General features: G+C 58.4%; 18 protein-coding genes and 1 tRNA gene. 13 read left to right on the plus strand and 6 right to left on the minus strand.

All coding sequences use genetic code 11. The features are described from left to right. Window positions 1–5 precede the first annotated feature (5 nt). A complete protein-coding gene (locus AVI_RS29180; protein ID WP_187152365.1) occupies window positions 6–1,931 on the minus strand; it encodes a DUF1800 domain-containing protein in 1,926 nt (641 codons plus the stop codon). Between the two features lie 680 nt (window positions 1,932–2,611). Between AVI_RS29180 and AVI_RS14130 the strand changes: the two genes are divergently transcribed. The 11 genes from AVI_RS14130 (at window position 2,612) to AVI_RS14185 (ending at window position 15,901) form a co-directional block, all read left to right on the plus strand. Continuing rightward, complete coding sequence (locus AVI_RS14130; protein WP_015916982.1) at window positions 2,612–3,931, plus strand: ABC transporter substrate-binding protein; 1,320 nt, start codon at window positions 2,612–2,614, stop codon at window positions 3,929–3,931. Window positions 3,932–4,226: 295 nt separating this feature from the next. Then, the gene (locus AVI_RS14135) at window positions 4,227–5,099 is read left to right on the plus strand and encodes a carbohydrate ABC transporter permease (protein ID WP_015916983.1); all 873 of its coding nucleotides are present in this window, start codon (window positions 4,227–4,229) and stop codon (window positions 5,097–5,099) included. A 3-nt stretch (window positions 5,100–5,102) separates the two neighbouring features. Continuing rightward, the gene (locus AVI_RS14140) at window positions 5,103–5,933 is read left to right on the plus strand and encodes a carbohydrate ABC transporter permease (RefSeq protein WP_015916984.1); all 831 of its coding nucleotides are present in this window, start codon (window positions 5,103–5,105) and stop codon (window positions 5,931–5,933) included. Window positions 5,934–5,945: 12 nt separating this feature from the next. Next, window positions 5,946–6,944, plus strand: a complete 999-nt coding sequence (locus AVI_RS14145) for an ABC transporter ATP-binding protein (protein ID WP_015916985.1) — start codon at window positions 5,946–5,948, stop codon at window positions 6,942–6,944. Beyond that, window positions 6,941–7,717, plus strand: a complete 777-nt coding sequence (locus tag AVI_RS14150) for an L-iditol 2-dehydrogenase (protein ID WP_015916986.1) — start codon at window positions 6,941–6,943, stop codon at window positions 7,715–7,717. The genes AVI_RS14145 and AVI_RS14150 overlap by 4 nt, the downstream gene beginning before the upstream one ends. Window positions 7,718–8,023: 306 nt before the next feature. Next, entirely contained in the window at window positions 8,024–9,511 is a 1,488-nt protein-coding gene (locus AVI_RS14160; protein ID WP_015916987.1) for a mannitol dehydrogenase family protein, read from the plus strand. 11 nt (window positions 9,512–9,522) lie between these two features. Further along, complete coding sequence (locus AVI_RS14165; protein ID WP_015916988.1) at window positions 9,523–10,197, plus strand: HAD family hydrolase; 675 nt, start codon at window positions 9,523–9,525, stop codon at window positions 10,195–10,197. A gap of 25 nt (window positions 10,198–10,222) precedes the next feature. After that, the gene (locus AVI_RS14170; RefSeq protein ID WP_015916989.1) at window positions 10,223–11,794 is read left to right on the plus strand and encodes an FGGY-family carbohydrate kinase; all 1,572 of its coding nucleotides are present in this window, start codon (window positions 10,223–10,225) and stop codon (window positions 11,792–11,794) included. Between the two features lie 223 nt (window positions 11,795–12,017). Further along, on the plus strand, window positions 12,018–13,214 hold the full coding sequence (gene mnmA / locus AVI_RS14175; protein ID WP_041698190.1) for a tRNA 2-thiouridine(34) synthase MnmA: 1,197 nt from the start codon (window positions 12,018–12,020) through the stop codon (window positions 13,212–13,214). Window positions 13,215–13,372: 158 nt separating this feature from the next. Further along, a tRNA-Met gene (locus AVI_RS14180) sits at window positions 13,373–13,449 on the plus strand. A gap of 304 nt (window positions 13,450–13,753) precedes the next feature. Further along, the gene (locus AVI_RS14185; protein WP_417883639.1) at window positions 13,754–15,901 is read left to right on the plus strand and encodes a TonB-dependent siderophore receptor; all 2,148 of its coding nucleotides are present in this window, start codon (window positions 13,754–13,756) and stop codon (window positions 15,899–15,901) included. Window positions 15,902–16,086: 185 nt separating this feature from the next. Here AVI_RS14185 and AVI_RS14190 read toward each other — a convergent pair whose 3' ends face one another. The 4 genes from AVI_RS14190 to AVI_RS14205 form a co-directional block, all read right to left on the minus strand. Beyond that, window positions 16,087–16,467, minus strand: coding sequence for a GFA family protein (locus tag AVI_RS14190; RefSeq protein WP_015916992.1), 381 nt, complete (start codon window positions 16,465–16,467; stop codon window positions 16,087–16,089). Window positions 16,468–16,539: 72 nt separating this feature from the next. Then, window positions 16,540–18,519, minus strand: coding sequence for a Fe(3+)-hydroxamate ABC transporter permease FhuB (gene fhuB / locus AVI_RS14195; RefSeq protein ID WP_015916993.1), 1,980 nt, complete (start codon window positions 18,517–18,519; stop codon window positions 16,540–16,542). Then, window positions 18,516–19,397: an ABC transporter substrate-binding protein gene (locus AVI_RS14200; protein WP_041698191.1), complete on the minus strand. Its 882-nt coding sequence runs from the start codon at window positions 19,395–19,397 to the stop codon at window positions 18,516–18,518. Before AVI_RS14200 ends, fhuB begins: the two co-directional genes overlap by 4 nt. A 7-nt stretch (window positions 19,398–19,404) precedes the next feature. Next, the gene (locus AVI_RS14205) at window positions 19,405–20,220 is read right to left on the minus strand and encodes an ATP-binding cassette domain-containing protein (protein ID WP_015916995.1); all 816 of its coding nucleotides are present in this window, start codon (window positions 20,218–20,220) and stop codon (window positions 19,405–19,407) included. Between the two features lie 174 nt (window positions 20,221–20,394). On the opposite strand from AVI_RS14205, the gene AVI_RS14210 reads away from it, so the two are divergent. Continuing rightward, window positions 20,395–21,294 (plus strand): helix-turn-helix transcriptional regulator, encoded by a 900-nt coding sequence (locus AVI_RS14210; protein WP_041697032.1) that lies wholly within the window; start codon window positions 20,395–20,397, stop codon window positions 21,292–21,294. A gap of 209 nt (window positions 21,295–21,503) precedes the next feature. Continuing rightward, a complete protein-coding gene (locus AVI_RS14215) occupies window positions 21,504–23,729 on the plus strand; it encodes a TonB-dependent siderophore receptor (RefSeq protein WP_080517000.1) in 2,226 nt (741 codons plus the stop codon). Window positions 23,730–23,779: 50 nt separating this feature from the next. On the opposite strand, the gene bcsN is transcribed toward AVI_RS14215, so the two are convergent. Further along, window positions 23,780–24,505: a cellulose biosynthesis protein BcsN gene (bcsN, locus tag AVI_RS14220; protein ID WP_015916998.1), complete on the minus strand. Its 726-nt coding sequence runs from the start codon at window positions 24,503–24,505 to the stop codon at window positions 23,780–23,782. Window positions 24,506–24,520: the final 15 nt, after the last annotated feature.

Genomic DNA, 24,520 nt, shown 5'->3' on the forward strand with positions numbered 1-24,520 from the left:
AAAAATTACTTAAGGTTGTATTGCGGATCTGTCGTCATCGACCGGAGAAGATCGATCAGTGCCGAACTTCGTTCAGCATCGCCGGTCTTGCCGACAGGCTGCATTGTCATGGCAATTGGTTGAATCACGGGCTGGGCAACGGAGGGAACGAGCGCTGGCTTTTCCGCCCGGGCAGACAAGACAGGCCGCGCCAGAAGCCATTGCCCAGCAAGGTTCTCACGGCTGATGGACCCCTCGCCAACACGCGCCATCATCACCTCGAATGCCTGTTCGAGAGGCTCCCGGGCATCGAATACATCTTTTGATTGCAGACGCGCCGTCGTATATTCAATGTGACTGTTATGGTCGGCCCGCAGATCATCTATCGTCGCCTGCTGCGTATCGAAAGGCGCTATATCGAACACCAGACCCACATTGCAGTAGAACATGCCGCGAGGGGCACCCGCACAGGGCGCATCCGACGGGCTCCAGCGGCTAAGCTGCGGCGGATAGCGGCGTCCCGCAACCTCGACCCAATTGACGAACAGGCGACTGTCAGGATCGCTGGAAACATGGGTTATCTCCACACTGCGGATATCCGCGGGCAGGTTTTCCGCCGGGATAATTGCCGTTTCCCACATCGGTTTCAAACCACCATTATCGCCCTGGGCCCGCTGCTTTTGCAGATCCAGTCCAATGGTTTGTCTGACGGTGGCAACCTCAGCCCCATTAACCCGCACGGTAAACACGGTCGGCACCATGATAAATTCTGAGCTGAAACGGATGGCGAGATCACCTGGTTTGGGGGTGCGATCAGCAACCCGCATCGCATCCCAAAGCCTGGAGACCACAAGCCGCCGAAGCACCAGGGTCTTCATGTTCAGCCAAGACGTCCCCTCGCGCCAACCGGCAACGGACGGTGCCATGAACGGTGTCTGCCCAAGCTTATCGAGATAGGTTACCAAAATCATCGCGTCCGGCGGAGTCAGACCGAAGCTGCGGCAGAACCCGACAACGAGATCAATCGGCGATTTGACCAGATCGCCTCTGTTGGCCGGGCTCCAGAACTCCGGACTCAGCAACAAGGCGCGCAAGAAGGGCCGCAGCTCATAATCGTGATCGCGCAAGACACCCGCCAGCCGGTTGGTGGCCTCAGGGTTCGGACGTATCGAAACGAAGGCGGCATAAAATTTTCCGGCAATAAACTCGGCTGTTTGCGGTTGCGCCAGGAGAATATCGGTCAGGCGATCAATCTGATCCTGACTGCCCGCCGCAATAGGCTGGCCTAAAACAGTCTTTTCCCCGGTATCCGCCTGATCGACAGCGAAGCGATAGCGCCAGCCACCTTCAAAATCCACGCCATGCCCCGCCAGGACCCGGGACACCTCGCGCACGTCACGCTGGTCATAGTGTCCGATGCCAAGCGTGAACAATTCCATCAGTTCACGCGCCAGGTTTTCATTGGGACGGCTGCTGGTGTTCCAGACATTGTCCAGGCTGGTCAGCATCATCGGATCGCGCAGGACATCCCGCAGCAGGACCCGAAAATTTCCGCCGCCTTCCCGGCGAAACAGCGCGATCTGATCAAAGAGCGGCGCACTGACCCGGCCCGGATCGAAGCGCGACACGAAGTGACCATGCCAGAACAACGCCAGTCTTTCGGCAAAAGGCGTATCGGTGGCGATCATATGGCTGATCCACACCGCCTGCATCTGATCGCGCTCCGCCACATGTTGCAAGATCATGTCGCGGTTTTCCCAGCCACTCGCCCAGTAATCCGGCCTTGGGCGGGAAACAAACGGCGGCGGCTCCGGTAACTCCGGATGGGCGAGACTGTCAAGAAAACGGTCGACAGCCTCTTCCCGCGTCAGTTTCACCAAAGTGGTCACTTCAGCCGGACTGGCACCGAAGGTAAGGCGCTGCAATAGATGACGCGCCTCGCCAACGTCCATGGCGCGCGCTGATAAAGATAAAAGGACAAGCAAAACCATCGGCAAAACAAGCCGATTGAATAAACAATTCGCGAAAATCATGCTTATCGCCCCCCAGCGAAAACAACATAACCCGGAATTTTGATATATTATTAGCAAGAGTCAATTTATTTATTAAAAAATAATAAATATAATCGATTATATTTTATATATTATTCAATATTGATAATTATATTTATATTTTATGTAAGTAAATCAATATTTTCAAAAACCCACAAAAAATTAAAATATATATAGCAACATATATGAATATATATATTTATTTTCAATTCTCCTCTTCACGATAGCGGCTATTTCTCGCACATGTGTGCCTGTCCAGCATTCCCTACCAATGACATTTGGTAGATGACGCGAATGAATATCAAGCTCCTGATAAATTTGAAATATTCAAAATTCCTTCAATATCACGAGGGTTTACGACATTAGGCCTGCCGCTGGACAGGAATTCGAACATGACTTCGGCAGTGCAGCAACGAATTGCGATTGACATTTCGAGGCAGGATGTGAGTATTTGCCCATGAGTAAAGCGAATGCTCATTAGATCGCGAGTGAGATCAAGGTCTATCGGTTGATTTACCAGTGGCCCGTCGGCAGACCCTCAAGGGGCCTCCGGGTTCCACCTGGTCTTCTGGGAGGAAGAAATGACATTGAAAACACTATTGCTGGGCGCCTGCTCAGTCTTGGCCATGGCTGGCGTGACCTCTGCCGAAACGCTGACGATTGCTACCGTCAACAACGGCGACATGATCCGTATGCAAAAGCTGACGGATGATTTTACCAAGAAAAATCCCGGCATTGATGTGAAGTGGGTGACGCTGGAAGAAAACGTGCTGCGCCAGAAGGTGACCACCGATGTGGCCACCAAAGGCGGCCAGTATGACGTAATGACCATTGGCATCTATGAAGCGCCGATCTGGGGCAAGCAGGGCTGGCTGGCACCGCTGGACAAGCTGAGTGCCGATAAGGATTACGACGCAGCCGACCTTCTGCCGCCGGTGCGCTCTGGCCTGACCGTCGATGGCAAGCTTTATGCGGCACCGTTTTATGCCGAAAGCTCGATGGTGATGTATCGCAAGGATCTGTTTGAAAAAGCGGGCCTGAAAATGCCGGAAGCCCCCACCTGGGACTTCATCAAGGAAGCCGCCGACAAGATTACCGATAAATCCAAGGAAGTGTACGGCATCTGCCTGCGCGGCAAGGCTGGCTGGGGTGAAAACATCGCTTTCCTCTCCGCCATGTCCAATTCCTTTGGTGCGCGCTGGTTTGATGAACAGTGGAAGCCACAGTTTGATCAGCCGGAGTGGAAAAAGACCCTTCAGTTCTATGTGGACCTGATGAAGAAGAACGGCCCTCCCGGTGCGTCTTCCAATGGCTTTAATGAAAACCTCGCCCTGTTCCAGACCGGCAAATGCGGCATGTGGATTGATGCCACCGTGGCAGCATCCTTCGTGACCAACCCGAAGGAATCCAAGGTTGCTGATCAGGTCGGCTTTGCTTTGGCTCCCGATAATGGTCTTGGCAAGCGCGGCAACTGGCTGTGGTCCTGGAACCTCGCCATTCCTGCTGGCTCCAAGAAGGTCGAAGCCGCTGAAAAGTTCATCGCCTGGGCAACCAGTAAGGACTATCTGAAGCTGGTGGCCGAAAAGGACGGCTGGGCCAATGTTCCTCCGGGCACGCGCACTTCGCTCTATGCCAATGCCGATTATCAGAAGGCAGCACCTTTTGCCAAAATGACGCTGGACAGCATCAACTCGGCAGACCCCAAGCACCCCACCGTCAAGCCCGTGCCTTATGAGGGCGTGCAATATGTGGCCATTCCGGAGTTTCAGGGCATCGGCACCGCCGTTGGCCAGCAATTCTCGGCAGCACTGGCCGGTCAGACCACGGTGGATCAGGCGTTGAAGACGGCGCAGACGTTGACTGAGCGTGAGATGAAGAAGGCGGGTTATCCGAAGAAGTAAGGGTTGAGTGCGGGGGTTACCGCCGCCATCTCGCCCACAATGTATGACAGTGCAAGCGGCCCCCTCACCCCGCCTCCGCTACGCTCGGCGGACCTCTCCCCGCTGGGGAGAGGAAAACCGAACCGCTGCGGCTCCATCCCTCTTCTCCCCATTCCCTATGTAAAGTGGGGGGAGAAGGTGCCGGCAGGCGGATGAGGGGGCGGCTGGCACTGCCCTACGATGTGTGAGCAGGACAGCAAGCCCCCGCCCAACCATAAAACAAAAACCCCAACACCCCCAAAGAGGCGCGGCAGACATGGCGACGACCCATACCCATTCCTCGGCCCGATGGATGATGGCCCCTTCGGTTATCCTGCTGTTTGCATGGATGATTGTGCCGCTGGCCATGACCATCTATTTCTCAACTCTGAACTATAATCTGCTGATGCCCGGCGTGCATGATTTCGTCGGCCTGCTGAATTACGAATATTTCCTCACCGATCCGGCGTTTTTTGCAGCCCTCATCAACACCTTGATCTTGGTGGGTGGCGTACTGGCCATTTCCATCATCGGCGGCATTGCGCTGGCGCTTTTGCTGGATCAGCCAATGTTTGGCCAAGGCATTGTCCGCATTCTGGTGATTTCACCGTTTTTCATCATGCCAACCGTTGCCGCACTGGTGTGGAAAAACATGCTGATGAACCCGGTGAACGGCCTGTTCGCCTTCGCTTTCCGCGCCGTTGGGCTTGAGCCGCTGGATTGGCTGGCCACTATTCCGCTGCTCTCCATCATCATCATTGTCGCTTGGCAATGGCTGCCGTTTGCCACCCTGATCCTGCTCACCGCCCTGCAATCGCTGGACGAAGAGCAAAAAGAAGCCGCCGAGATGGATGGCGCAGGGCCGATCTCGAAATTCATCTATATCACCCTGCCCCATATGGCCCGCGCCATTACCGTGGTGGTGTTGATCGAGACGATCTTCCTGCTCTCGGTCTTCGCCGAAATTCTCGTGACCACCAATGGCGGACCCGGCACCGACAGCACCAACCTGACCTATCTGATCTACAATCAGGCCCTGCTGCAATTTGACATTGGCGGCGCATCCGCAGGAGGCATTGTGGCTGTGGTACTGGCCAATATCGTTGCCCTTTTCCTGATCCGCCTCATCGGCAAGAACCTGGAGAGCTGATCAATGGCACGCGCAATATCCACCAAGCGTAAGCTGACCTTTACCCTCATGGCATGGGCAATTGGCCTGTTACTGTTCTTCCCGATTCTGTGGACCTTCCTCACCAGTTTCAAAAGCGAGGGCGATGCTATCGCCTCGCCTCCGGTGTTTTTGTTCTTCCACTGGACCACGGAAAATTATGTCGAGGTGCAGGGCCGCTCGGATTATTTTGCCCACTTCATGAACTCGGTGATCATCTCCTTTGGCTCCACGCTTCTAGGGCTGGCCATTGCCATTCCGTCCGCATGGGCCATGGCCTTTTCGCCCACCAAGCGCACCAAGGATGTGCTGATGTGGATGCTTTCCACCAAGATGATGCCGCCCGTGGGCGCACTGATCCCGATCTATCTGCTGTTTCGCGATGGCGGATTGCTCGATAGCCGCATCGGTCTGGTCGGCGTGCTGACCATGATCAACCTGCCGATTATCATCTGGATGCTCTACACTTACTTTAAGGAAATTCCGGGCGAAATTCTGGAAGCCGCCCGCATGGATGGCGCATCCCTGATCAAGGAAATCATCTATGTGCTGACGCCCATGGCGGTTCCGGGCATTGCCTCGACCATGCTGTTGAACATCATTCTGTCGTGGAACGAGGCGTTTTGGACCCTCAACCTCACCACCTCCGTGGCGGCACCGCTCACCACCTTCATCGCCTCCTATTCCAGCCCCGAAGGCCTGTTTTACGCCAAGCTCTCGGCTGCCTCCACCATGGCGATTGCTCCAATCGTTGTGCTCGGATGGTTCAGCCAGAAACAGCTGGTGCGCGGACTGACTTTTGGCGCGGTTAAATAAGGATCACACACTATGGGCAGTATTCAGCTTAAAAACGTCTCGAAAGCCTTTGCCGAACACAAGGTTATTCCCGGCATTGATCTGGAGATCAACAATGGCGAATTCGTCGTCTTCGTTGGCCCCTCCGGCTGTGGCAAATCCACCCTGCTGCGGCTGATTGCCGGGCTGGAAGATACAAGCGGCGGCAAGATTTTCATTGACGGCACGGATGCCACAGACCGCAAACCGTCTGAGCGCGGCCTTGCCATGGTGTTTCAATCCTATGCGCTTTACCCGCATATGAGCGTGCGCTCCAACATTGGCTTTCCGCTAAAAATGGCGGGCATGGACAAGGGCGAGATTGACAAAAAGGTCACGGATGCCGCCCGCATCCTCAACCTCACGGATTATCTCGACCGCAAGCCGCGCCAGCTCTCGGGCGGTCAGCGCCAGCGTGTAGCCATTGGCCGCGCCATTGTGCGCTCACCCTCGTGCTTTTTGTTTGATGAGCCGCTCTCCAATCTGGATGCGGCGTTGCGCGTCAACATGCGGCTGGAAATCACCGAGTTGCACCAGAAGCTGGGCGCGACATCGATTTACGTCACCCACGATCAGGTGGAAGCCATGACCATGGCCGACAAGATTGTGGTGCTGAACAAGGGCCGGATTGAGCAGGTTGGCTCGCCAATGGAGCTGTATCACAAGCCCGCCAATTTGTTTGTCGCAGGCTTTATCGGCTCGCCGAAGATGAACCTGATTTCTGGCGAAACCGCCCAAAAATATGGAGCGACCACCATCGGCGTGCGCCCGGAACATGTGACGCTCTCCACCACCGACGGCGCGTGGAAAGGCAAGGTGACGATTGCCGAACATCTCGGCTCTGACACCCATTTGCATGTCGATGTTGAAGGTCTTGGCCATCTCACCGCCCGCGCGGATGGCGATTTCACCGCCCGCCATGGCGACACGGTGTTCATTACCCCGGATGACACGCGCATTCATCGTTTTAACGAACAGGGATTAGCAGCATGACTGGCAGATTAGACGGAAAATCCGCCCTGATTACCGGCTCCGCCCGTGGCATTGGCCGTGCGTTTGCAGAGGCCTATGTGCGTGAAGGTGCCACGGTTGCCATTGCCGATATCAATATGGAACGGGCATTGGAAACCGCCAAAGCCATTGGCGAGAAAGCCTATGCCGTTCATCTGGATGTCACCAATCAGGCTTCCATTGATGCCGCCATCAAGGCGGTGGAAGAGAAAACTGGCGGCCTTGATATCCTCATCAACAATGCCGCCCTGTTTGATCTTGCGCCTATCGTGGACATCACCCGCGAGAGCTATGATCGGCTGTTTTCCATCAATGTCGCTGGCTCACTCTTCATGCTGCAAGCGACGGCGAAATCGATGATTGCCCGTGGCAAGGGCGGCAAGATTATCAATATGGCAAGCCAGGCTGGACGGCGCGGTGAAGCGCTGGTGGCGGTCTATTGCGCCACCAAGGCGGCGATTATCTCAATCACCCAATCGGCAGGGCTGGACCTGATCAAGCATGGCATCAATGTCAACGCCATTGCCCCCGGCGTGGTCGATGGCGAGCATTGGGATGGTGTGGATGCGCTGTTTGCCAAGTTTGAAAACCGCGCCCCCGGCGAGAAGAAAAAGCTAGTGGGTGAGGCTGTTCCGTTTGGCCGCATGGGGACGGCGCACGATCTCACGGGCATGGCGATTTTTCTGGCCTCAAGCGAGGCCGATTATGTGGTGGCCCAGACGTATAACGTCGATGGCGGCAATTGGATGAGTTGAGATGGTCGGTTTGCTGAGGTGTTTTGTGGAGTGGGCTTCGCACCCCCTCATCCCCCCTGCCGGGACCTTCTCCCTGCTGGGGAGAAGAGACTTTGTGGATATGGCGAAACTCAAAAAGCAACTGCTTCAAACCGCATCCAGCAAACATCGGCAAAATAAAGCATGGGACCGTACAACCTGCCTCTTCTCCCCAGCGGGGAGAAGGTGGCGGCAGCCGGATGAGGGGGGCGAAGCCACCAAGCCACACGCTCCATCTCCGACATTGCCCCTCACCCATTTCCCAAAATTCATTCAGGACCTAACCCAATGACCATAAAACTCTCCCTTTCCACCCTGCCCGACGCCTCCACAAAGGCCACCATCCCGACATATGCCCGCGATGCCCTCACCCCCGGCATCGTCCATTTCGGCGTTGGCAATTTCCACCGCGCCCATCAGGCTGTTTACCTGCACGAGCTGTTCAACCTCGGCAAAGACCTCGATTTCGCCATTGTCGGCGCGGGCGTGCTTCCCTCCGACGCCACGATGAAAGACAAGCTGGCAGGCCAAGATTACCTGACCACCGTGGTGGAACAGGATGTGGCCAAGAGTGCCGCCACCGTCACCGGTCCGATGGTGGATATGATCGCGGCACCGGATTTTGACGGCATCATTGAAAAGCTGGCCGATCCCGCCATTCGCATCGTCTCCATGACCATCACCGAAGGCGGATATTTCATCGATCCCGCCAACGGCCATTTTGACCCCAAACACCCGGCCATTGTGGCGGATGCGCAAAACCCCGATCAGCCCAAAACCGTCTTCGGCCTGATCATCGCTGGCCTCAAGGCCCGCCGTTCTAGCAACATTCCGCCGTTTACCGTGATGTGTTGCGACAACATCCCCGGCAATGGTGAAGTGACGGAAGCCACAATCATCGGCGTTGCCAAGCTTTCCGATCCCGATTTTGCCGATTGGATTCACCACCACGTTGCCTTCCCCAATTCCATGGTAGACCGCATCACCCCCGCCACCGGCCCGCGCGAGATTGACATTACCCGCGACACTTACGGCATTGACGATGCATGGCCCGTGTTTTGCGAGGAGTTCAAGCAATGGGTGCTGGAAGACAAATTCCCGCTTGGTCGCCCTGCCTTTGAAGAGGTTGGCGTCACCTTTGTGGAGGATGTTGCCCCCTATGAATTGATGAAGCTGCGCATTCTCAACGGCGGCCATGCGGCCATCGCCTACCCCGCCGCGCTGATGGACATTCACTTCGTGCACGAAGCCATGGAAAATCCGCTGATCCGGGCCTTCCTTGCCAAGCTGACCCATGATGAAATCATCCCGGTGGTGCCACCCGTGCCGAACACCAGCTTGCAGGATTATGCCACGCTGATCGAGAGCCGTTTCTCCAACCCAAAGATTGGCGACACCATTCCGCGCTTGGCGCAAGATGGCTCCAACCGTCAGCCGAAATTCATTCTGCCCTCCACGGCAGATCGTCTCGCCAAGGGGCTGGATGTGGTGGGCCTTGCGCTGGTGTCTGCCCTATGGTGCCATTATTTCGAAGGCACATCCGATAGCGGCAAGCCGATTGTGTTCAACGATGCCAGTGCGAAGCGTCTGCAAAAAACCGCCATTGCCTCGCGGCAAGATCCGCTGCTATTCCTAGCGCTGGACGATATTTTTGGCACCGTGGGGCAAAATGAAGTGTTCAGGCAGCGCTTTGCAAAAGCGCTTTCACACCTTCGCACCCACGGCACCTCACAGACCCTGCAAAGCTACATCGATGGCGGCCTCGCAGCGGCATAAGGATTGTTATGATGCATGACCCGGCCACCAAGCTGGTGATCTTTGATTGCGACGGCGTGCTGGTCGATAGCGAGCCGATCTCTGTCGAGGTCATGGTGGCCGAGTTTCAAAAAGCCGGCGTGGCGATTGATGCGGATTATGTCTATCGCAACTTCCTTGGCCGCAGCATGGCAACGGTGGTGGACACCGCCCGAGAGGAATTTTCATTTGCCATTGGTGAGAGCTTTCTGAGCGGTCTGCGCACCCATCTGTATGAACGCTTCCGGCAGGATTTAAAGCCGATTTCCGGCCTACACACCGCACTCGACGATCTCAGCAAAGCGGGCATTCACTGGTGCGTGGCCTCCTCCAGCCAGCCAGATCGCATTGCTCTGTCACTTAGCGTCACCGGGTTGATCGAGCGTTTTCAGCCCCATATTTTCAGCGCCACCATGGTGAAAAACGGCAAGCCCGCACCGGACCTGTTTCTGTATACCGCCGAGAAAATGGCAACACAACCACACCAATGTGTGGTGGTGGAAGATAGCCCCGCAGGCCTCACCGCCGCCCGCGCCGCTGGCATGCGCGCCTTAGCCTTTACCGGCGGCGGCCATGCGTTGGGCGAAATCTACCACGACAGCATTGACGCCCTGAAGCCAGACGCCAAATTTGACGCCATGGCCAATCTGGTTCAGTTTGTCTTATAAGCATTAGGGCGGAAACAAATTCATCATGCGAGATCATCTGATTGCGGTGGATGTCGGCACCGGCAGCGCGCGTGCCGGTGTCGTGACGCGCACCGGTCGCCTGCTGGCCCGGCGCGAACACCCGATCCTGCTGTCTCGCCCAAGCGATGAGCGTGGCGAACACAATTCCCAGGATATCTGGGAGGCCTGCTGTATTGCGGTCAAGGCAGCGCTTGCCGAGGCTGGTATCGGTCCCGCAGCCATTGCCGGTATTGGTTTCGATGCCACCTGCTCGCTGGTGCTGCTTGACAGAAGCGGCCAGCCGCTCTGCCTGAATGGGGAGGATGGTTTCGACACAATTTCCTGGCTGGATCACCGCGCCACGGCTGAAGCCGAAGAATGCGGACATATCGATCATCCGGTGCTGCACCACAATGGCCGGGTCATCTCCCCTGAAGCCGAAATCCCCAAGCTGATGTGGCTGAAGCGTCATCGCCCGGATCTCTGGCAAAGACTGGGTTTAGCCTTCGATCTCGCTGATTTCCTCACCTGGAAGGCGACGGGCAGCCCGGCGCGGTCGCTCTGCACTCTGACATCGAAATGGATGTTTTTCGGCCACAGCAAGCCCGGCTGGCAACAGGATTTTCTGGACCGCATCGGGCTGGATGACCTGGTGGCCCGCGCAGGCTTACCAGAAGAGGCGGTTGCGGTCGGCAAAAGCGTCGGCACCCTCAGCACCGACGCTGCGGACGCGCTGGGTCTTATTCCTGGCACTCCCGTTGCCGCAGGCATGGTTGATGCCTATGCAGGCGCGCTTGGCGTGTTGGGATCAACGGATCTCTCAGACCCTGACCTCAACCACGTGGCGATGATCGGCGGTACCTCCAGCTGCCTGATTGCGCTCCGGCCCCAGCCTCTTTACGGCTTCAGCCTCTGGGGGCCTTATTTCGGGGCGATCTTTCCAGATCTCTGGCTGGTGGAGGCCGGACAATCGGCCACAGGCGCGCTTCTCAATCATCTTGTCCGCAGTCATGCGGAAGGCGGCGAACCGAGCATCGACAACCATCGCCGCATCATTGCCCGGATCGCTGAATTACGTGCCCACGAAGGCGCGTCGTTCGGCCAGAAAATCAACGTCCTGCCGGATTTTCATGGCAACCGCTCGCCCTTTGCCGATCCGAACCTGACGGGAACAATCTCCGGCCTGACGCTGGATGCCTCGTTTGACGGGCTCTGCCGTCTCTATTGGCGGGCCTGTGTCGGCATTGTGCTTGGCCTGCGCCAGATCGTCGAGACGCTCGGCAAGGACGGTATAGGCCCGCTGCGCCTGCATCTCACCGGCGGTCACGTCAAAAACCCGCTTCTGGTTGAGCTTTACGCCGAGGCGACCGGCTGCGAACTGGTGGTGGCCGACGGCACAGATGCCGTGCTGATTGGCACCGCCATCAATGCCGCCAGCGCCGCCGGCCTTTATCCCGGCCTTGCTGAGGCAGGCGCAGCCATGGCCGAACCAGGGCGGCTCGTCGTGCCGAACCCAGATATGAAAGGCATTTACGACCGCGACTATGCCCGTTTTCTCGCCATGCAGCGGCACCGGGCCGAGCTGGACGCGATCTGAGCGGCAAAAGCACCACCATAACGGACACGAAAACACCGGTCTTGATTGCGCGGCCAATTGTTTCTATATCGAGCGGGAATTGGCTGATATAAAGATAAGCCAAGCTGCATCGTGCAAGCTGCATTGTGAATGACCCGCTCTTCCTGCCCATGGCGTTGCTCAAGGCCCGCCCGCAGCAGCCGAGAACGGTCTTCTCGCAGACATTTGAGAAATGACGCGCCCCGTGAATACGCTGGATTTTGACAAGAGACCGGAAGATACCCGCGTTGTCGTCGCCATGTCAGGCGGCGTCGATAGTTCTGTCGTGGCCGGAATCTTGAAACGCGAAGGCTATGATGTGCTGGGCATCACCCTCCAGCTTTACGACCATGGCGCCGCCGTGCACCGGGCCGGGTCCTGTTGCGCCGGTCAGGATATCGACGATGCGCGCCGGGTCTGCGAGACGCTGGGCATTCCCCATTATGTGCTGGATTACGAACAGCGCTTCCGCGACACGGTGATCAATCCGTTCATGGACAGCTATATCGCCGGCGAAACGCCGATCCCCTGCGTGGCCTGCAACCAAACGGTCAAATTCGCCGATCTTCTGGCCACCGCCCGCGAGCTTGGGGCCGACGCGCTGGCCACCGGTCACTATATCCGTTCACGCGCCACGCCTCTGCCGAACGATCCGGGCCACCGCGCCCTGTTTCGTCCCATCGACAGCGAGCGCGACCAGAGTTATTTCCTGTTTGCCACCACCCAGGAACAGATCGATTATCTGCGCTTTCCGCTGGGCGGCCTGTCCAAGGCCGAGACCCGTAAGCTGGCCGAGGACATGGGCCTCGTCGTCGCGCAAAAGGCCGACAGCCAGGATATCTGTTTCGTGCCGCAGGGCAAATATGCCGATATCATCAACAAGCTGAAGCCCAACGCGGCATTGAGCGGCGATATCGTCCATCTCGATGGCCGGGTTCTGGGCCAGCATGAAGGCATCCTGCACTATACGATCGGCCAGCGCAAAGGCTTGGGCGTTGCCACCGGCGAGCCGCTTTACGTCGTCTATCTGGACGCCCGGTCGCGCCGGGTCATCGTCGGGCCGCGTGAAGCGCTGGAAACCCGCCGCGTCTATCTGCGCGACATCAACTGGCTGGGCGACCGCGCCATCGAGGATGAGGCAAGCGGCGGTTTTGCCTGTTTTGCCAAGGTGCGCTCCACCCGTCCCCCTGCCCCGGCCCATCTGCATGCCGATGAAACCGGCATTTATGTAGACCTCGACATGGGAGAAGCTGGCGTTGCGCCGGGACAGGCCTGCGTGCTCTATTCGGGCGAAGGCGCCGACGCCCGTGTCTATGGCGGCGGCTTTATCGAACGCTCGGAACGCCAGGCCGAAGCCGAGACCTTCCTGAAGGCGCTTCTGGCGGGCGCGCAAGCCGCCTAACCGCTTGTTGTCACAAGGCAAAATTCACATAATGCAACAGGACCGTTACCAGCGGTCCTTTTTTGCATTTTGCCTGCTTGACTTTGCAACGACGCTCGCCTTATAAGCCGCCCATCGCTTCGGACAGCTTTCTCGACAAGCAAAAGTCCTTGAGGTGCGGCGGGATAGCTCAGGTGGTTAGAGCGTGGGATTCATAACCCCAAGGTCGGCGGTTCAAGTCCGCCTCCCGCTACCATTCTTCAAAAAACCAGACCTTTAAATATCAGCCATGGCTGGTTTTATTTTGGCGACCTTTTTCCATCCCGGCATCTACTTCACTGAGAGTCTGTCAGGTTTAGATTGAGCCAGACAAACTCTAGGTTTTCCCTGAAAACCTCTAAAAGCTCTATCTTTTAAAGGCATTTTTAAACAAATAAAACCTTCGTGGATTTGTCAATTTTAAAGTTGACTCCGTTTGTATAGTTCATATTGTCCGCCTGTGACGGAGACGGGATATCTCCTCACGCCGACAGCATGAAGGAAGGCGGAGTATGACGAAAATGACGAAGGGGGCCGGTGGACGCGCGCAGCCTGCGGACCGGATGATGTCCAGACATGGACAATTGCTGCTGGGCAGTATTGCCGGTCTGGCGCTGATTGCCGCCGCCTCGCAAGCCTGGTCGCAAGAGAAGGAAACGGAACTCTCGACCATTACCGTTCAGGGCAAATCCTCGGCCACAGGCCCGGATGCCAATATCGTCGCCAAGGAGACGACTGTCGGCAGCAAGACCGATACACCGATCATCGACATTCCCCAGGCCGTCTCCGTTGTCACCCTGAAGGAAATGGAAACGCGCGGCGTCAGTGACATGCAGGCTGCCGTTGCCTATACGTCCGGTGTGGTTGTCGATGAATTCGGCTCCGACGATCGCTACGACTATTACCGTATTCGCGGCTTCGACACGACCACGCTCGGCATCTATCGCGATGGCCTGAGTGCGCGCATTCCCGCCTGGTTTACCGCAGCGCGCACCGAACCCTACGGCCTGGAACGCGTGGAAGTGCTGAAAGGCTCGACCTCCACTCTGTTCGGCCTCAACGGTCCGGGCGGGATGATCAATGCCGTCACCAAGCATCCGACCGACACGTTCCATGCCGAGGTCTATACCACCTTCGGCGACAACCATATCGAAACCGGCACGGATTTCGGCGGCCCGATCGACAAGGACGGGGTCTTCACCTACCGGATTACCGCCAAATGGCAGAACGCCGACCTGGGCTCGGATTATTCCAACGACGACCGGATCTACATCGCTCCGGCCCTGACCATCAGCCCGGACGAGAGCACCTCGCTGACCTTCCTGACCGACTACAACAAGCGCGACACCACGCCGGCCCTGGGCTTCCCAGCCGGTCTCGACGTCGATACAACCCGGTTCTACGGCGAGCCGGACTTCAACAAGTTCGACACGATCCAGAAGGATGTCGGCTACGAGTTCCGCCACGAGATCACCGAGGGTCTGACCTTCCGGCAGAATGCCCGCTACTCGCATGTGGACCTGGATTATGAGACAGTCTATGGCGCCAGCACAGATTCGAGCGTCAATCGGGAAGCCTATGCCGTGGACGGCGTGGCGGATCGCTTCGCCATCGACAATCAACTGGAATATGACACCAGCACGGCTCGCCTCGACAGCAAGACTTTGCTGGGTGTTGACTATGCCTATGACAGCACCCATGAAGTCATTGGCTATGGCTCGGCCCCGGGCATCGACATCAACAATCCGGTGTATTGCGGTCGCTCCTGCGTGTCTCTCGATCCCTATCTCGATTGGAAGGTCAAGCAGAAGGCACTCGGCGTCTACGCCCAGGAACAGCTGACGCTGGATGACCGCTGGATTCTGACGCTGGGCGGGCGCTATGATTACGTCAATACCGAAGCCGACTATCTCTATACCGGCACGAGCGACAATAACACGTCGGAAGCCTTCACCAAGCGGATCGGCTTGAGCTACAAGATCACACCGGAACTTGCTGCCTATGCCAATTATTCCACGTCCTTCCAGCCGCTGGTGACCCCGACCGCCAATGGCTATTCCGTTGAAGGCTCCTTGAAGCCGCAGGAAGGCGAACAGTATGAAATCGGCTTGAAATACAAGCCCGACAGTTTCGACGCCATGTTCACGGTCGCCCTGTTCGACATAACCCAAACCAATGTTCCCTCCAACGTCACCCCCATACTACAGCGCCAGATCGGCAAGGTCGGGGTGCGCGGCGTGGAAGTGGAGGGCAAGGTGGCGCTCAACGACCGCTGGAACATGACGCTTGCCTATTCCTATTGGGATGCAGAGATCAAGGAAGACGGTACCGGCGGCGATGCCGGCAACCGACCCGAGCGCGTTCCGAGAAACACCGCCTCGGCCTGGGTCGATTATACCATTCCCGGCAATGGCTGGCGCGGCGACCTGACGCTGGGCGGCGGTGTCCGTTATGTCGGCTCCAGCTACGGCGATTCGGCCAATACCGTGAAGGTCGATGCCTATACCGTGGTCGATGCCATGGCGAGCTACAAGGTGACCGAAAACGTCACCTTCGCGATCAATGCCAAGAACCTGTTCGACAAGAAATACGTCACCACCACCTATTACGGCAGCTCCTACTACGGCGACCGCCGCACGGTTTTGGGGACACTGAAATATACCTGGTAACGGGTACGCAGTTATCAGAACACAAATCAACTGGACCGGCGGCTTCGAAAGAAGTCGCCGGTTTTTGCACGTGCCGCAAGGCTGGTTAGCCATTGGACCGAAAATCAAGATTTGATTTGAAAATAAATATAATTAAAACAATATGATAAATTGAATTTAACGATGCGGATTTTCACCTCGATACTCTATTGCTCGTTCTGCGGCAAACCGTCAGCGATATCGTAATAGTCACCCTTGTCGGCAACGAAGATATGCATTTTGAGCCGCGTCTGGGTGGGACCATCGAAAGCGCCCATGGCAACGGCGATCCAGTCTCTTGCTGGCGGATCGAAGAACAGCGACGTTCCGCAGACTGAGCAGAAGCCGCGTCGTACCTTTTCCGAGGACTGATACCAACTGACAAAGTCACTGCCATGGATCTCTATTTTGTCTTTTGGCACATCGGCCGAGGCAAAATAATGGCCGGAATGCTTACGGCATTTAGAACAATGACAAGCATCCGGCGGCGGTAAATCACCGTTCACTTGAAAGCGAACAGCGCCGCAAAGACATGATCCCTTATGCATGGGCTTTCTCCGTTCCCCCTCATCATCGCAACGAGCAAATCATGCCTGGAAACGGAAGTGCAAGAAAGCCCCTCAAGCCCTCCGGCGCATTAGCAGGATCAGCACCGGCGCGCCGATCAGCGCGGAGACCAGGCCAGCGGCGATTTCGTAAGGGTGGACCAGGGTCCGGCCAATCCAGTCGGCCATCATCATCAGCACGCCGCCGATCAACACGGCACCGGTCAGTTGCGGACCAGCGCGCAGCAATCCGGCCTCGCGGGCCAGATGCGGGGCCATCAGGCCGACGAAACTCAAGGGGCCGACGGTCAGGGTTGCCGCTCCGCTCAAAGCACCTGCCAGCAGCAGCAGCAGCAGGCGGGCGGGTGCGAGCGGCACGCCGAGTGCGCCTGCCGCCGATGGCCCCAGCGGCAACAGATCCAGCCAGCGGCGCAGTAGGGCGACAATCACCACCAGAGCCACGGCGATGACCGTCACCGTGATGGCACTCGTCATCGTGACATTATAGGTCGAGCCGCTCATCCAACGCATCAGGAAGGTGGCGCGGGGATCACCGCTGGCCGCCAGTACGCCGACCACGGCATCGACCATGGCGCTCAGCGCAATGCCCGCCAGCAGTACCCGTTCCGGCGCAAAACCAGCCCGGGCGGCAAACAGGAAAATCACCGCCAGCACAGTCAGAGAACCCGCCGCGGCAAAACCAAGTTGGGTGCCAAGACTTGGCGCCGCCAGGAAGAACACCGCCACCGTGACCCCGAAGGTTGCTCCGGCGCTGATGCCCAGCACTTCGGGGCTGGCCATTTCATTGCCGGTCAGCCGTTGCAGGATCAACCCGGCCACCGCCAGCATGGCGCCAGAGGCAAAAGCGGCCAACACGCGGGGAAAGCGCACAGGCAGAATTTCGCTGTAGAGCGAGGGGGACAGAAAAGCCCAATCGCCGACGGTACTGCGCCCGAACAGCAGTGCCATGGCAATCAGCATCACGCCACCGATCAGCCCCACGATCAAGACCGTCCGCGTCGAGGCAAGATGCCGAGGTTTCGGCACTCGCTCGACCATGATCCGATGCCGGGTTTTCAACAGCGGCAGCAGCACCAGCAGCAGCGGCGAACCGAACAAGGCGGTGACGGCCCCGGTCGGCAGCATATCGCTGAATTGGTCGGCAAGCAGCAGCAATGCGCTATCGGCAAAGAATAGTAGTGCCGCACCGATCAGGGTCGACCAGACCAAAAGCGCGCCGGAGCGCCGCGCGCCGGTCAACCGGGCAAGCGTTGGCGCCACAAGCCCGATAAAGCCGATCACCCCGACCGCGCTGGTGACGAAAGCCGCCAGCAGCACCGCAAGCGTGATGGCGGCGGCGCGCAGATGGCCGGTCTTGACGCCAAGCGCCGAAGCCCCCGCCTCCCCCAGTTCGACGAGAGTAAGCGGCCGCAGCAACAGGGCAGCGGCCAGTGCCACCAGCCCGACCTTGGGCAGAAGGGTGAGCGCCGGAACCCAGCTTTGCTGCGCAAGCGACCCCGCCCCCCAGATGAACAGGCTGACCAGATAGCGCTCATTGAGCAGCACCAGCACGCTTGATAGCGCCCCGCACCACAGGCTGACCACCAGCCCGGACATAACCAGCGAGAATGGTGAAAATCCACGCCGCAAACCCATCAGCAGCACCAGGCCCGCCGCAATGGCGCTCCCGGCCAGCGCCACCATATCGCGGCCAAAACCCAGCAGGCCGGGCGACAGCAGCAGCGCCAGGACGATGGCGAGATTGGCCCCCGCCGAAACGCCAAGCGTGGTCGGCGAGGCCAGCGGATTGCGCAGCACCTGCTGGAACAGCGCGCCCGACAGAGACAGCGCGCCCCCGCAGATGAACGCCATCGCCAAACGCGGCAGGGTGGCATTGTAAAGCACGGCATAATCAATGTCGTAACCGGCACTTTCAGGCCGCGCCAGCACCGGTGCGATGCCATGCCATGCCATCAGGCCCCCAAGACCGGCAAGCAGCAGGGTGACGAGGAGCGGACCTAGATAGGACGGTCTGGAAGAGAACGGAATATTCATGCTTGACTGTCCAAGTAGTCGGTCAGCAGGCGCGCGAAGCGCATGGCTTCCACCACCATCCCAAACATCAGGGTCGAGGGCAGGACCGCGAAGCGCTCCGGCTTTGCCATCGGCAAGGCCTGCCAGAGCGGGCTTTTTGCCAGCACCGGCATGACATCGGCGGGAACAGGCTCGAAGGCAATCAGCCGGGCGCGCGGATCGGTGATTGTCGCCAGACTCTCGATGCCGATCAGCTCGAAACCCCAGTAATTGCCAGGCTTCGTCCATGCATTGGTAAGGCCGAGCCGCTGGAGGACATCGTGATAAAGGCCGGGTGCCGTATAGACCCGCACATGGCGGGCATCCATGAAATTGACCAGTGCCACCGGCGGCGCATTCAGCCGGGCAAGGCGAGCGCGGCAGGCATCAAAAAACGCATCGGCCTCGGCCAGAAAGGCCTCGGCCCTCGCCTCCAGCCGCATGACCTTGCCGAGATCCCGCGTCGCACTGTAAGAGGCGGTCAGGATATCGGTGGTGTCAGGCGCATAAACGCTGGCGCGAAACAGCGGCGCCAAGGCTTGCAGCCGCGGGTTCAGCGGGTCGTTAAAGGCCGTGGACAGGATCAGGTCGGGCTTCAGGGCGATCAGCAATTCGAAATTGACCTCCCAGGACGAGCCGAGATCGATCACGCCGTCAGGCATACGCGGCTCTTCCACCCATTTGTCCCAATCGGCCAGAGACGCCACTGCCAGAGGTGTGACCCCGAAGGCCAGCAGGGTCGAGGCAAGGCCGTAATCCAGGCAAACGACGCGGCTGGGCCGGGCTTCGTCGGCGCGGGCAACGGATGTCATCAACAAGCTCACACCCCCCGCCAAAAGATGGCGGCGGCTGAGCGGCAGGAAAGGATCAGCAGACATAGGCGAGCGGGATCTCCAAACCTGGATGGCGGGTGACGTCCATATCGACGCCGTAGATGGCGTTCAGCGTCTCGCGGGTCATCAAAGCCGTGGGGGAGCCCTCGGCAATCAATTGCCCGGCCTTCAGCGCATAGAGCCGGTCACAGAAACGGCTGGCCATGTTGATGTCATGCAGGACGATGATGACGCTCAGACCCTTTTCCTGCGACAGGCGGCGCACCAGCGCCAGCACATCCATCTGATGGGCGATATCGAGCGCCGAGGTCGGCTCATCCAGCAGCAGGCATTCGCTGTCCTGCGCCACCAGCATGGCGATCCAGGCCCGCTGGCGCTCGCCGCCCGACAACGTATCCACCATGCGGTCCGCCATCGGCAGGACATGGGTCAAGTCCAGCGCCTCCTCCACCTTGGCCTTGTCCGCCTCGGTAAACCGGCCAAGCGCGCCATGCCAGGGATAGCGTCCGCAGGCCACCAGTTCGCGCACGGTCATGCCATGGGCCGCCGTCACGTCCTGTGGCAGATAGGCAACCTTGCGGGCAAAATCGCGCGCGCCAAGCGCGCCGGCATCCGCCCCGGCAAAATGGATCGTCCCGGATGTCAGGCTTTGCTGGCGGGCGAGAAGCTTCAGCAATGTGGATTTGCCCGAACCATTATGGCCGACAAGACCGGAAATCTCACCCTTACGGAAACCGATCGACACATCCCGCAACAAGGCCCGGCCATCGACGGTGAAACCAAGCGCCTGCGTTTCGAAAATCATCTCCGGCTCGCCTGCGGCCAGGATTTTGCGATGTTCGCTCGCCATCAAAGATCCTCTAATACCCATCAAAGATCCCCTAATACAAGGTGCCACTCAGCTTGAACTGGGCGGATAAAACATGATAATAAAAATCAACTATACACAGTCTTGCCGCTTCGCAAGTGTGTTTTCAACTCTGTTTTGCCCATCGCCTGCACCTCACTTGTCCCGGATTGGCCAATGTCCTACCTGCCCCGCATGACCAGCAAGATCGACGGACTGTCCGTCTCCTCCGGCCTGCACCGGCGCTATTGGAACGGCATGGTCGCCGATCTCTGGTCGGTGGATTGCCAAAGCGACGCGGGTGGCCAGTATGTCAGCAGCGATCCACGTCTGTTCATTCTTTTGGACGCCGCAGGCGAGGATGGGGCCGACCTCAGCATGGCTGAAGGCGGTGGCAAGCGGATTTCCGGAGCGATGGCCAGGGCAGCCCATTTCATTCCCGCCGGGTTGGAACTATCGACTGCGATCACCGGGGTGAAAAGCCTACGGCATCTGGACCTGCATTTCGATGCCGATATCTTGCGGCACCGACTGGGCGAGGATGCCGGGCTGGCGGCATTGCACCAGCCGCGCTACCTTCTTGATGATCCTCGACTGCTGGCCCTGGCCGAACTGATCGCCGCCGATGTCGCCAATCCGCATCCCCTGCACGATCTCTATGGCGATGGGCTGGTCAGCGCGCTGCTGATCGACGTGCTGAACATTCGCCCCACCCCTACGCACCAACTGCCCAACCGCAAACGCAGCAAGCTGGCCGCCTGGCAGCTCCGCCGGGTTTGCGATTTCATCGAGGCCCATTGCCTGCGCACCATCCGGCTGGAGGAATTGGCCGGGCTGGCAGGCCTGTCACCCACCTATTTCAGCCACGCCTTCAAGGCCTCGACGGGCCTGTCGCCGCATCAATGGCAGATGAAGGCGCGGATCGAAACGGTCAAGCAGCGGCTGCGCGACCCCGCCGTACCGCTGACGGTAATTGCCGCCGAAACCGGCTTTGCCGACGCCGCCCATTTTGCCCGCAGCTTTCGCCGCGCCGTCGGCCTGTCGCCGTCCGAGTGGCGGCGAGTCCGGCTCAATTGAGGTGGATGGGTGAGGTGGCTGGGAAAGTCGCCCTGCCCGGTTCGGCAATCGCGGTGCAATACCCCTTAAAATTCTGTGCGGCGGGACACGGTTTGCCCAAATCCGTTCAAGCCGTCCATGCTTGCGACAAGCACGACAGAAATACATGAATTAATTAGTCATCATTTGAAATTCATGCCCGGCTGGGGCATCGGCAATAAGGTGATGATATGGGGACGGCATTGGTTCAGGCACGGAAAACAAAAGGGCAGCATCGCTCAAACCGGCATCGCGCCGCCCTGATGGCCGGGATTGCCCTGCAGGCGCTGTGCCTGCCGGGCCTCGTCCATGCGCAAGACGCCACCACGCAATTGTCGACCATCACCGTCGAAGGCAAGAGCGAAACCGCGACCGGGCCTGTCGATGGCTATGTGGCCAAGCGCACATCGACAGGCTCGAAATCCGATACGCCCATCGCACAAGTGCCGCAATCGGTCTCGGTGATCGGCACCGCCGAAATGGCCGATCGCGGCGTCACCAACAAGGTCGATGAAGCCCTTCGCTATACATCCGGCGTCTATACCCAGCCTTTCGGGGCCGATGGCGACACCAACTGGATGTATATTCGCGGCTTCGAGGCTACCCAGACCGGCAGCTTCCTTGATGGCCTGAACCTGTGGAGCTATGGCTTCGGTGGGTTTCTGGTGGACCCTATCGTGCTGGAGCGGGTGGAAGTGCTGAAAGGCCCGGCCTCGGTTCTCTATGGCGGCTCCAATCCGGGCGGCATTGTCAACATGGTCGGCAAGCGTCCGACGGGGGAAAAATTTCTCACCACCGAAATCGGCATCAACAATTATGGCAATGCCTTCCTGACCTTCGATACCGGCGACACGATCAAGGACAGCGATGTCAGCTACCGGGTGACTGGCAAGATCGCTGGCGGCGACAAGGCTGCCGATTATTCCCATGATTTCCGTGGCGTGATCATGCCGCAAATCACTTGGGCTCCGGATGATGGCACCAAGCTGAATGTCTATGCCTATTATTCCTATCTCGACCAGACCTCCGGCACCAATGGCTTCCTGCCCTATGTCGGCACGGTGGAAAAAGCCTCCTTCGGGCGGATCGACCGGGATGCCTATTATGGTGAGCCGGGCAGCGACTACAGCTATTCGCGCCAGACCATGGTGGGTACGGATTTCAGCCACGAGCTTGAAAACGGCTGGACGTTTTCGCAGACGGCTCGTTACTCCTACCTCAACAAGGCCGAGAACACGCCCTATACCTATGGGTATTACGATCCGGCCACCGGCAGCAATTATCTCTCGGAACCGACAAGCAGCGATGCCTACCTGACACGGCTTGGCTTCAGCCACCATACCGAAGTCAATTCCTTCGCCATCGACAATCACCTGAACGGCGAGGTCGAGACCGGAGCGCTGAAGCATGACCTAACGCTGGGCGTCGATTACAAATTCTACCAGCTCGATCAGGTGCAGGCCAGCACCACCGACACGCCGATCAGCGCTACTGATCCGGTCTATGGCACGACCCAGCCCGCCAATTCGGTCTATCTCAACCAGATCCTGCGCCAGAACCAGATCGGCGGCTATGTGCAAGACCAGATCCATTTCGGTGGCGGCTTTATCGCCACGCTGAATGGCCGTTACGACTATGTCTACACCACGTCCAACGACCGTACCGCCAGCAATGCCGACTATGACAGCAATGAGAGTGCGGCCAGCGGCCGGGCGGGTCTCGCCTATCAATTCGACAATGGCTTGACGCCCTATGTCAGTGTCGCCAGCTTCTTCAATCCACAGATCGGCGTGACCCAGGGCGATCCGTTGAAGGCGGAAAAAGGCGAACAATATGAAGCGGGCGTCAAATACGAGCCGAGCTTCTTTCCGGGCATGATCACCGCCTCGGTCTTCCAGATTGACAAGAAGAACTGGACCGTCACCGATCCACTGACCTTTCTCTCCACCCAGATCGGCGAGGTGCGCTCGCGCGGCTTCGAGCTGGAAGGCAAGGTCGAGCTGAATGCCGATTGGAAGGCGCTGGCCTCCTTCACCTATCAGGATCTGGAGATTCTCGAACACGCCGATAGCTCGCTGATCGGCAATTCACCCTATCTCGTGCCAAAGATGCTGGCCTCCGCCTGGCTGGATTACGCCATTCCAACCACGGTCATGGCCGGAAAGCTTGAGGGCGTCAGCCTGGGCGGTGGCATTCGCTATCAGGGCGAAAGCTGGGCCGATTACGCCAATACCAAAAAAGTGCCTGACGCCGTGCTGTTCGATGCCGCCATTCGTTACAAGAAAGACGACTGGGGTGCGGCACTGACAGTCACCAACCTGTTCGACAAGCAATATGTCTCCGGCTGCCAGGGCACGCTGACCTGCGGCTATGGCGAAGGGCGCACGGTGACGCTGAAGATTTCGAAAAGCTGGTAAGGTTTTATCAGAACACCTATCGCGCCGCCTGCACCACAGGCGGCGCTGGATTATCGCAACAGATCGAGGTTACGACTGGTGACCGAGCGGATCGACAGGGTCCGCATCAGATCGGCCAATTGTTCCGGCTTCACCTTGGCGTCGCAATAGCGGAGCGTGACCCGCACCGGCAGTTCCAGTTCGGACTTGTCGGACAGGCTGACCGCGGTCTTGAAGGCACGCGGGTCTTTCACCGCCTGCCAGGCATAAACGCAGGCGCCGCCGCTTTTGCCGAGCGTGCCAGTGGCAACCCCGAATTGCCCATAGCCGTTCTGGTGAATGGCGGTGTCGGTCACCATTTTGACACCAGGAAACAGTTTCTTGATCGACGCGGGCGCTTCATCGGTCATCGCCATCTGGCGAAAGCGGTCGCTGTCGGCAAGCCCGATCTCGATTGCCAGGCTGTTTTCACCAAGCTTGCCGGCGGTCGGGTATAGCAGGGTCTGAAAAGCCGATGCTGGCTCGACGCGATGACGATTGCCCGTGATCGGTGCCGTCAGACCGGAGAGTTTCAGCATCGCCACTTCGGGCGCGCCCTTTTCCACAGCCTGTGTCTTTGCCGCCAGCGGCTTCTTCTTGGAAATCGACCCTGTTGAGCCCGGATCGATACCAGCCACGCAGGAAGACGCCGCCAAGGCGACGCCAAGCATCGACAGAAGCGTTCCGATCCGTCGCAAGTTTCGATGTGCGGCACGGGCACTACCCTTGCCGGGACATTGGTCATCTGTGGTTTTCATAGCCGTTTACCTCGT

Source organism: Allorhizobium ampelinum S4, from assembly GCF_000016285.1.
GTDB lineage: Bacteria > Pseudomonadota > Alphaproteobacteria > Rhizobiales > Rhizobiaceae > Allorhizobium > Allorhizobium ampelinum.

What these genes read in the sequence shown, in the direction of transcription:
- AVI_RS14210 (WP_041697032.1), top strand. Translation starts at nt 20,395, where the DNA reads ATGTCCTACCTGCCCCGCATGACCAGCAAGATCGACGGACTGTCCGTC.
- AVI_RS14130 (WP_015916982.1), top strand. Translation starts at nt 2,612, where the DNA reads ATGACATTGAAAACACTATTGCTGGGCGCCTGCTCAGTCTTGGCCATG.
- fhuB (WP_015916993.1), bottom strand. Translation starts at nt 18,519, where the DNA reads ATGAATATTCCGTTCTCTTCCAGACCGTCCTATCTAGGTCCGCTCCTC.
- AVI_RS14165 (WP_015916988.1), top strand. Translation starts at nt 9,523, where the DNA reads ATGCATGACCCGGCCACCAAGCTGGTGATCTTTGATTGCGACGGCGTG.
- AVI_RS14145 (WP_015916985.1), top strand. Translation starts at nt 5,946, where the DNA reads ATGGGCAGTATTCAGCTTAAAAACGTCTCGAAAGCCTTTGCCGAACAC.
- AVI_RS14140 (WP_015916984.1), top strand. Translation starts at nt 5,103, where the DNA reads ATGGCACGCGCAATATCCACCAAGCGTAAGCTGACCTTTACCCTCATG.
- AVI_RS14190 (WP_015916992.1), bottom strand. Translation starts at nt 16,467, where the DNA reads ATGCATAAGGGATCATGTCTTTGCGGCGCTGTTCGCTTTCAAGTGAAC.
- AVI_RS14170 (WP_015916989.1), top strand. Translation starts at nt 10,223, where the DNA reads ATGCGAGATCATCTGATTGCGGTGGATGTCGGCACCGGCAGCGCGCGT.
- AVI_RS14160 (WP_015916987.1), top strand. Translation starts at nt 8,024, where the DNA reads ATGACCATAAAACTCTCCCTTTCCACCCTGCCCGACGCCTCCACAAAG.
- bcsN (WP_015916998.1), bottom strand. Translation starts at nt 24,505, where the DNA reads ATGAAAACCACAGATGACCAATGTCCCGGCAAGGGTAGTGCCCGTGCC.
- AVI_RS14150 (WP_015916986.1), top strand. Translation starts at nt 6,941, where the DNA reads ATGACTGGCAGATTAGACGGAAAATCCGCCCTGATTACCGGCTCCGCC.
- AVI_RS14205 (WP_015916995.1), bottom strand. Translation starts at nt 20,220, where the DNA reads ATGGCGAGCGAACATCGCAAAATCCTGGCCGCAGGCGAGCCGGAGATG.
- AVI_RS14185 (WP_417883639.1), top strand. Translation starts at nt 13,754, where the DNA reads ATGACGAAGGGGGCCGGTGGACGCGCGCAGCCTGCGGACCGGATGATG.
- AVI_RS29180 (WP_187152365.1), bottom strand. Translation starts at nt 1,931, where the DNA reads ATGGACGTTGGCGAGGCGCGTCATCTATTGCAGCGCCTTACCTTCGGT.
- AVI_RS14135 (WP_015916983.1), top strand. Translation starts at nt 4,227, where the DNA reads ATGGCGACGACCCATACCCATTCCTCGGCCCGATGGATGATGGCCCCT.
- AVI_RS14215 (WP_080517000.1), top strand. Translation starts at nt 21,504, where the DNA reads ATGGGGACGGCATTGGTTCAGGCACGGAAAACAAAAGGGCAGCATCGC.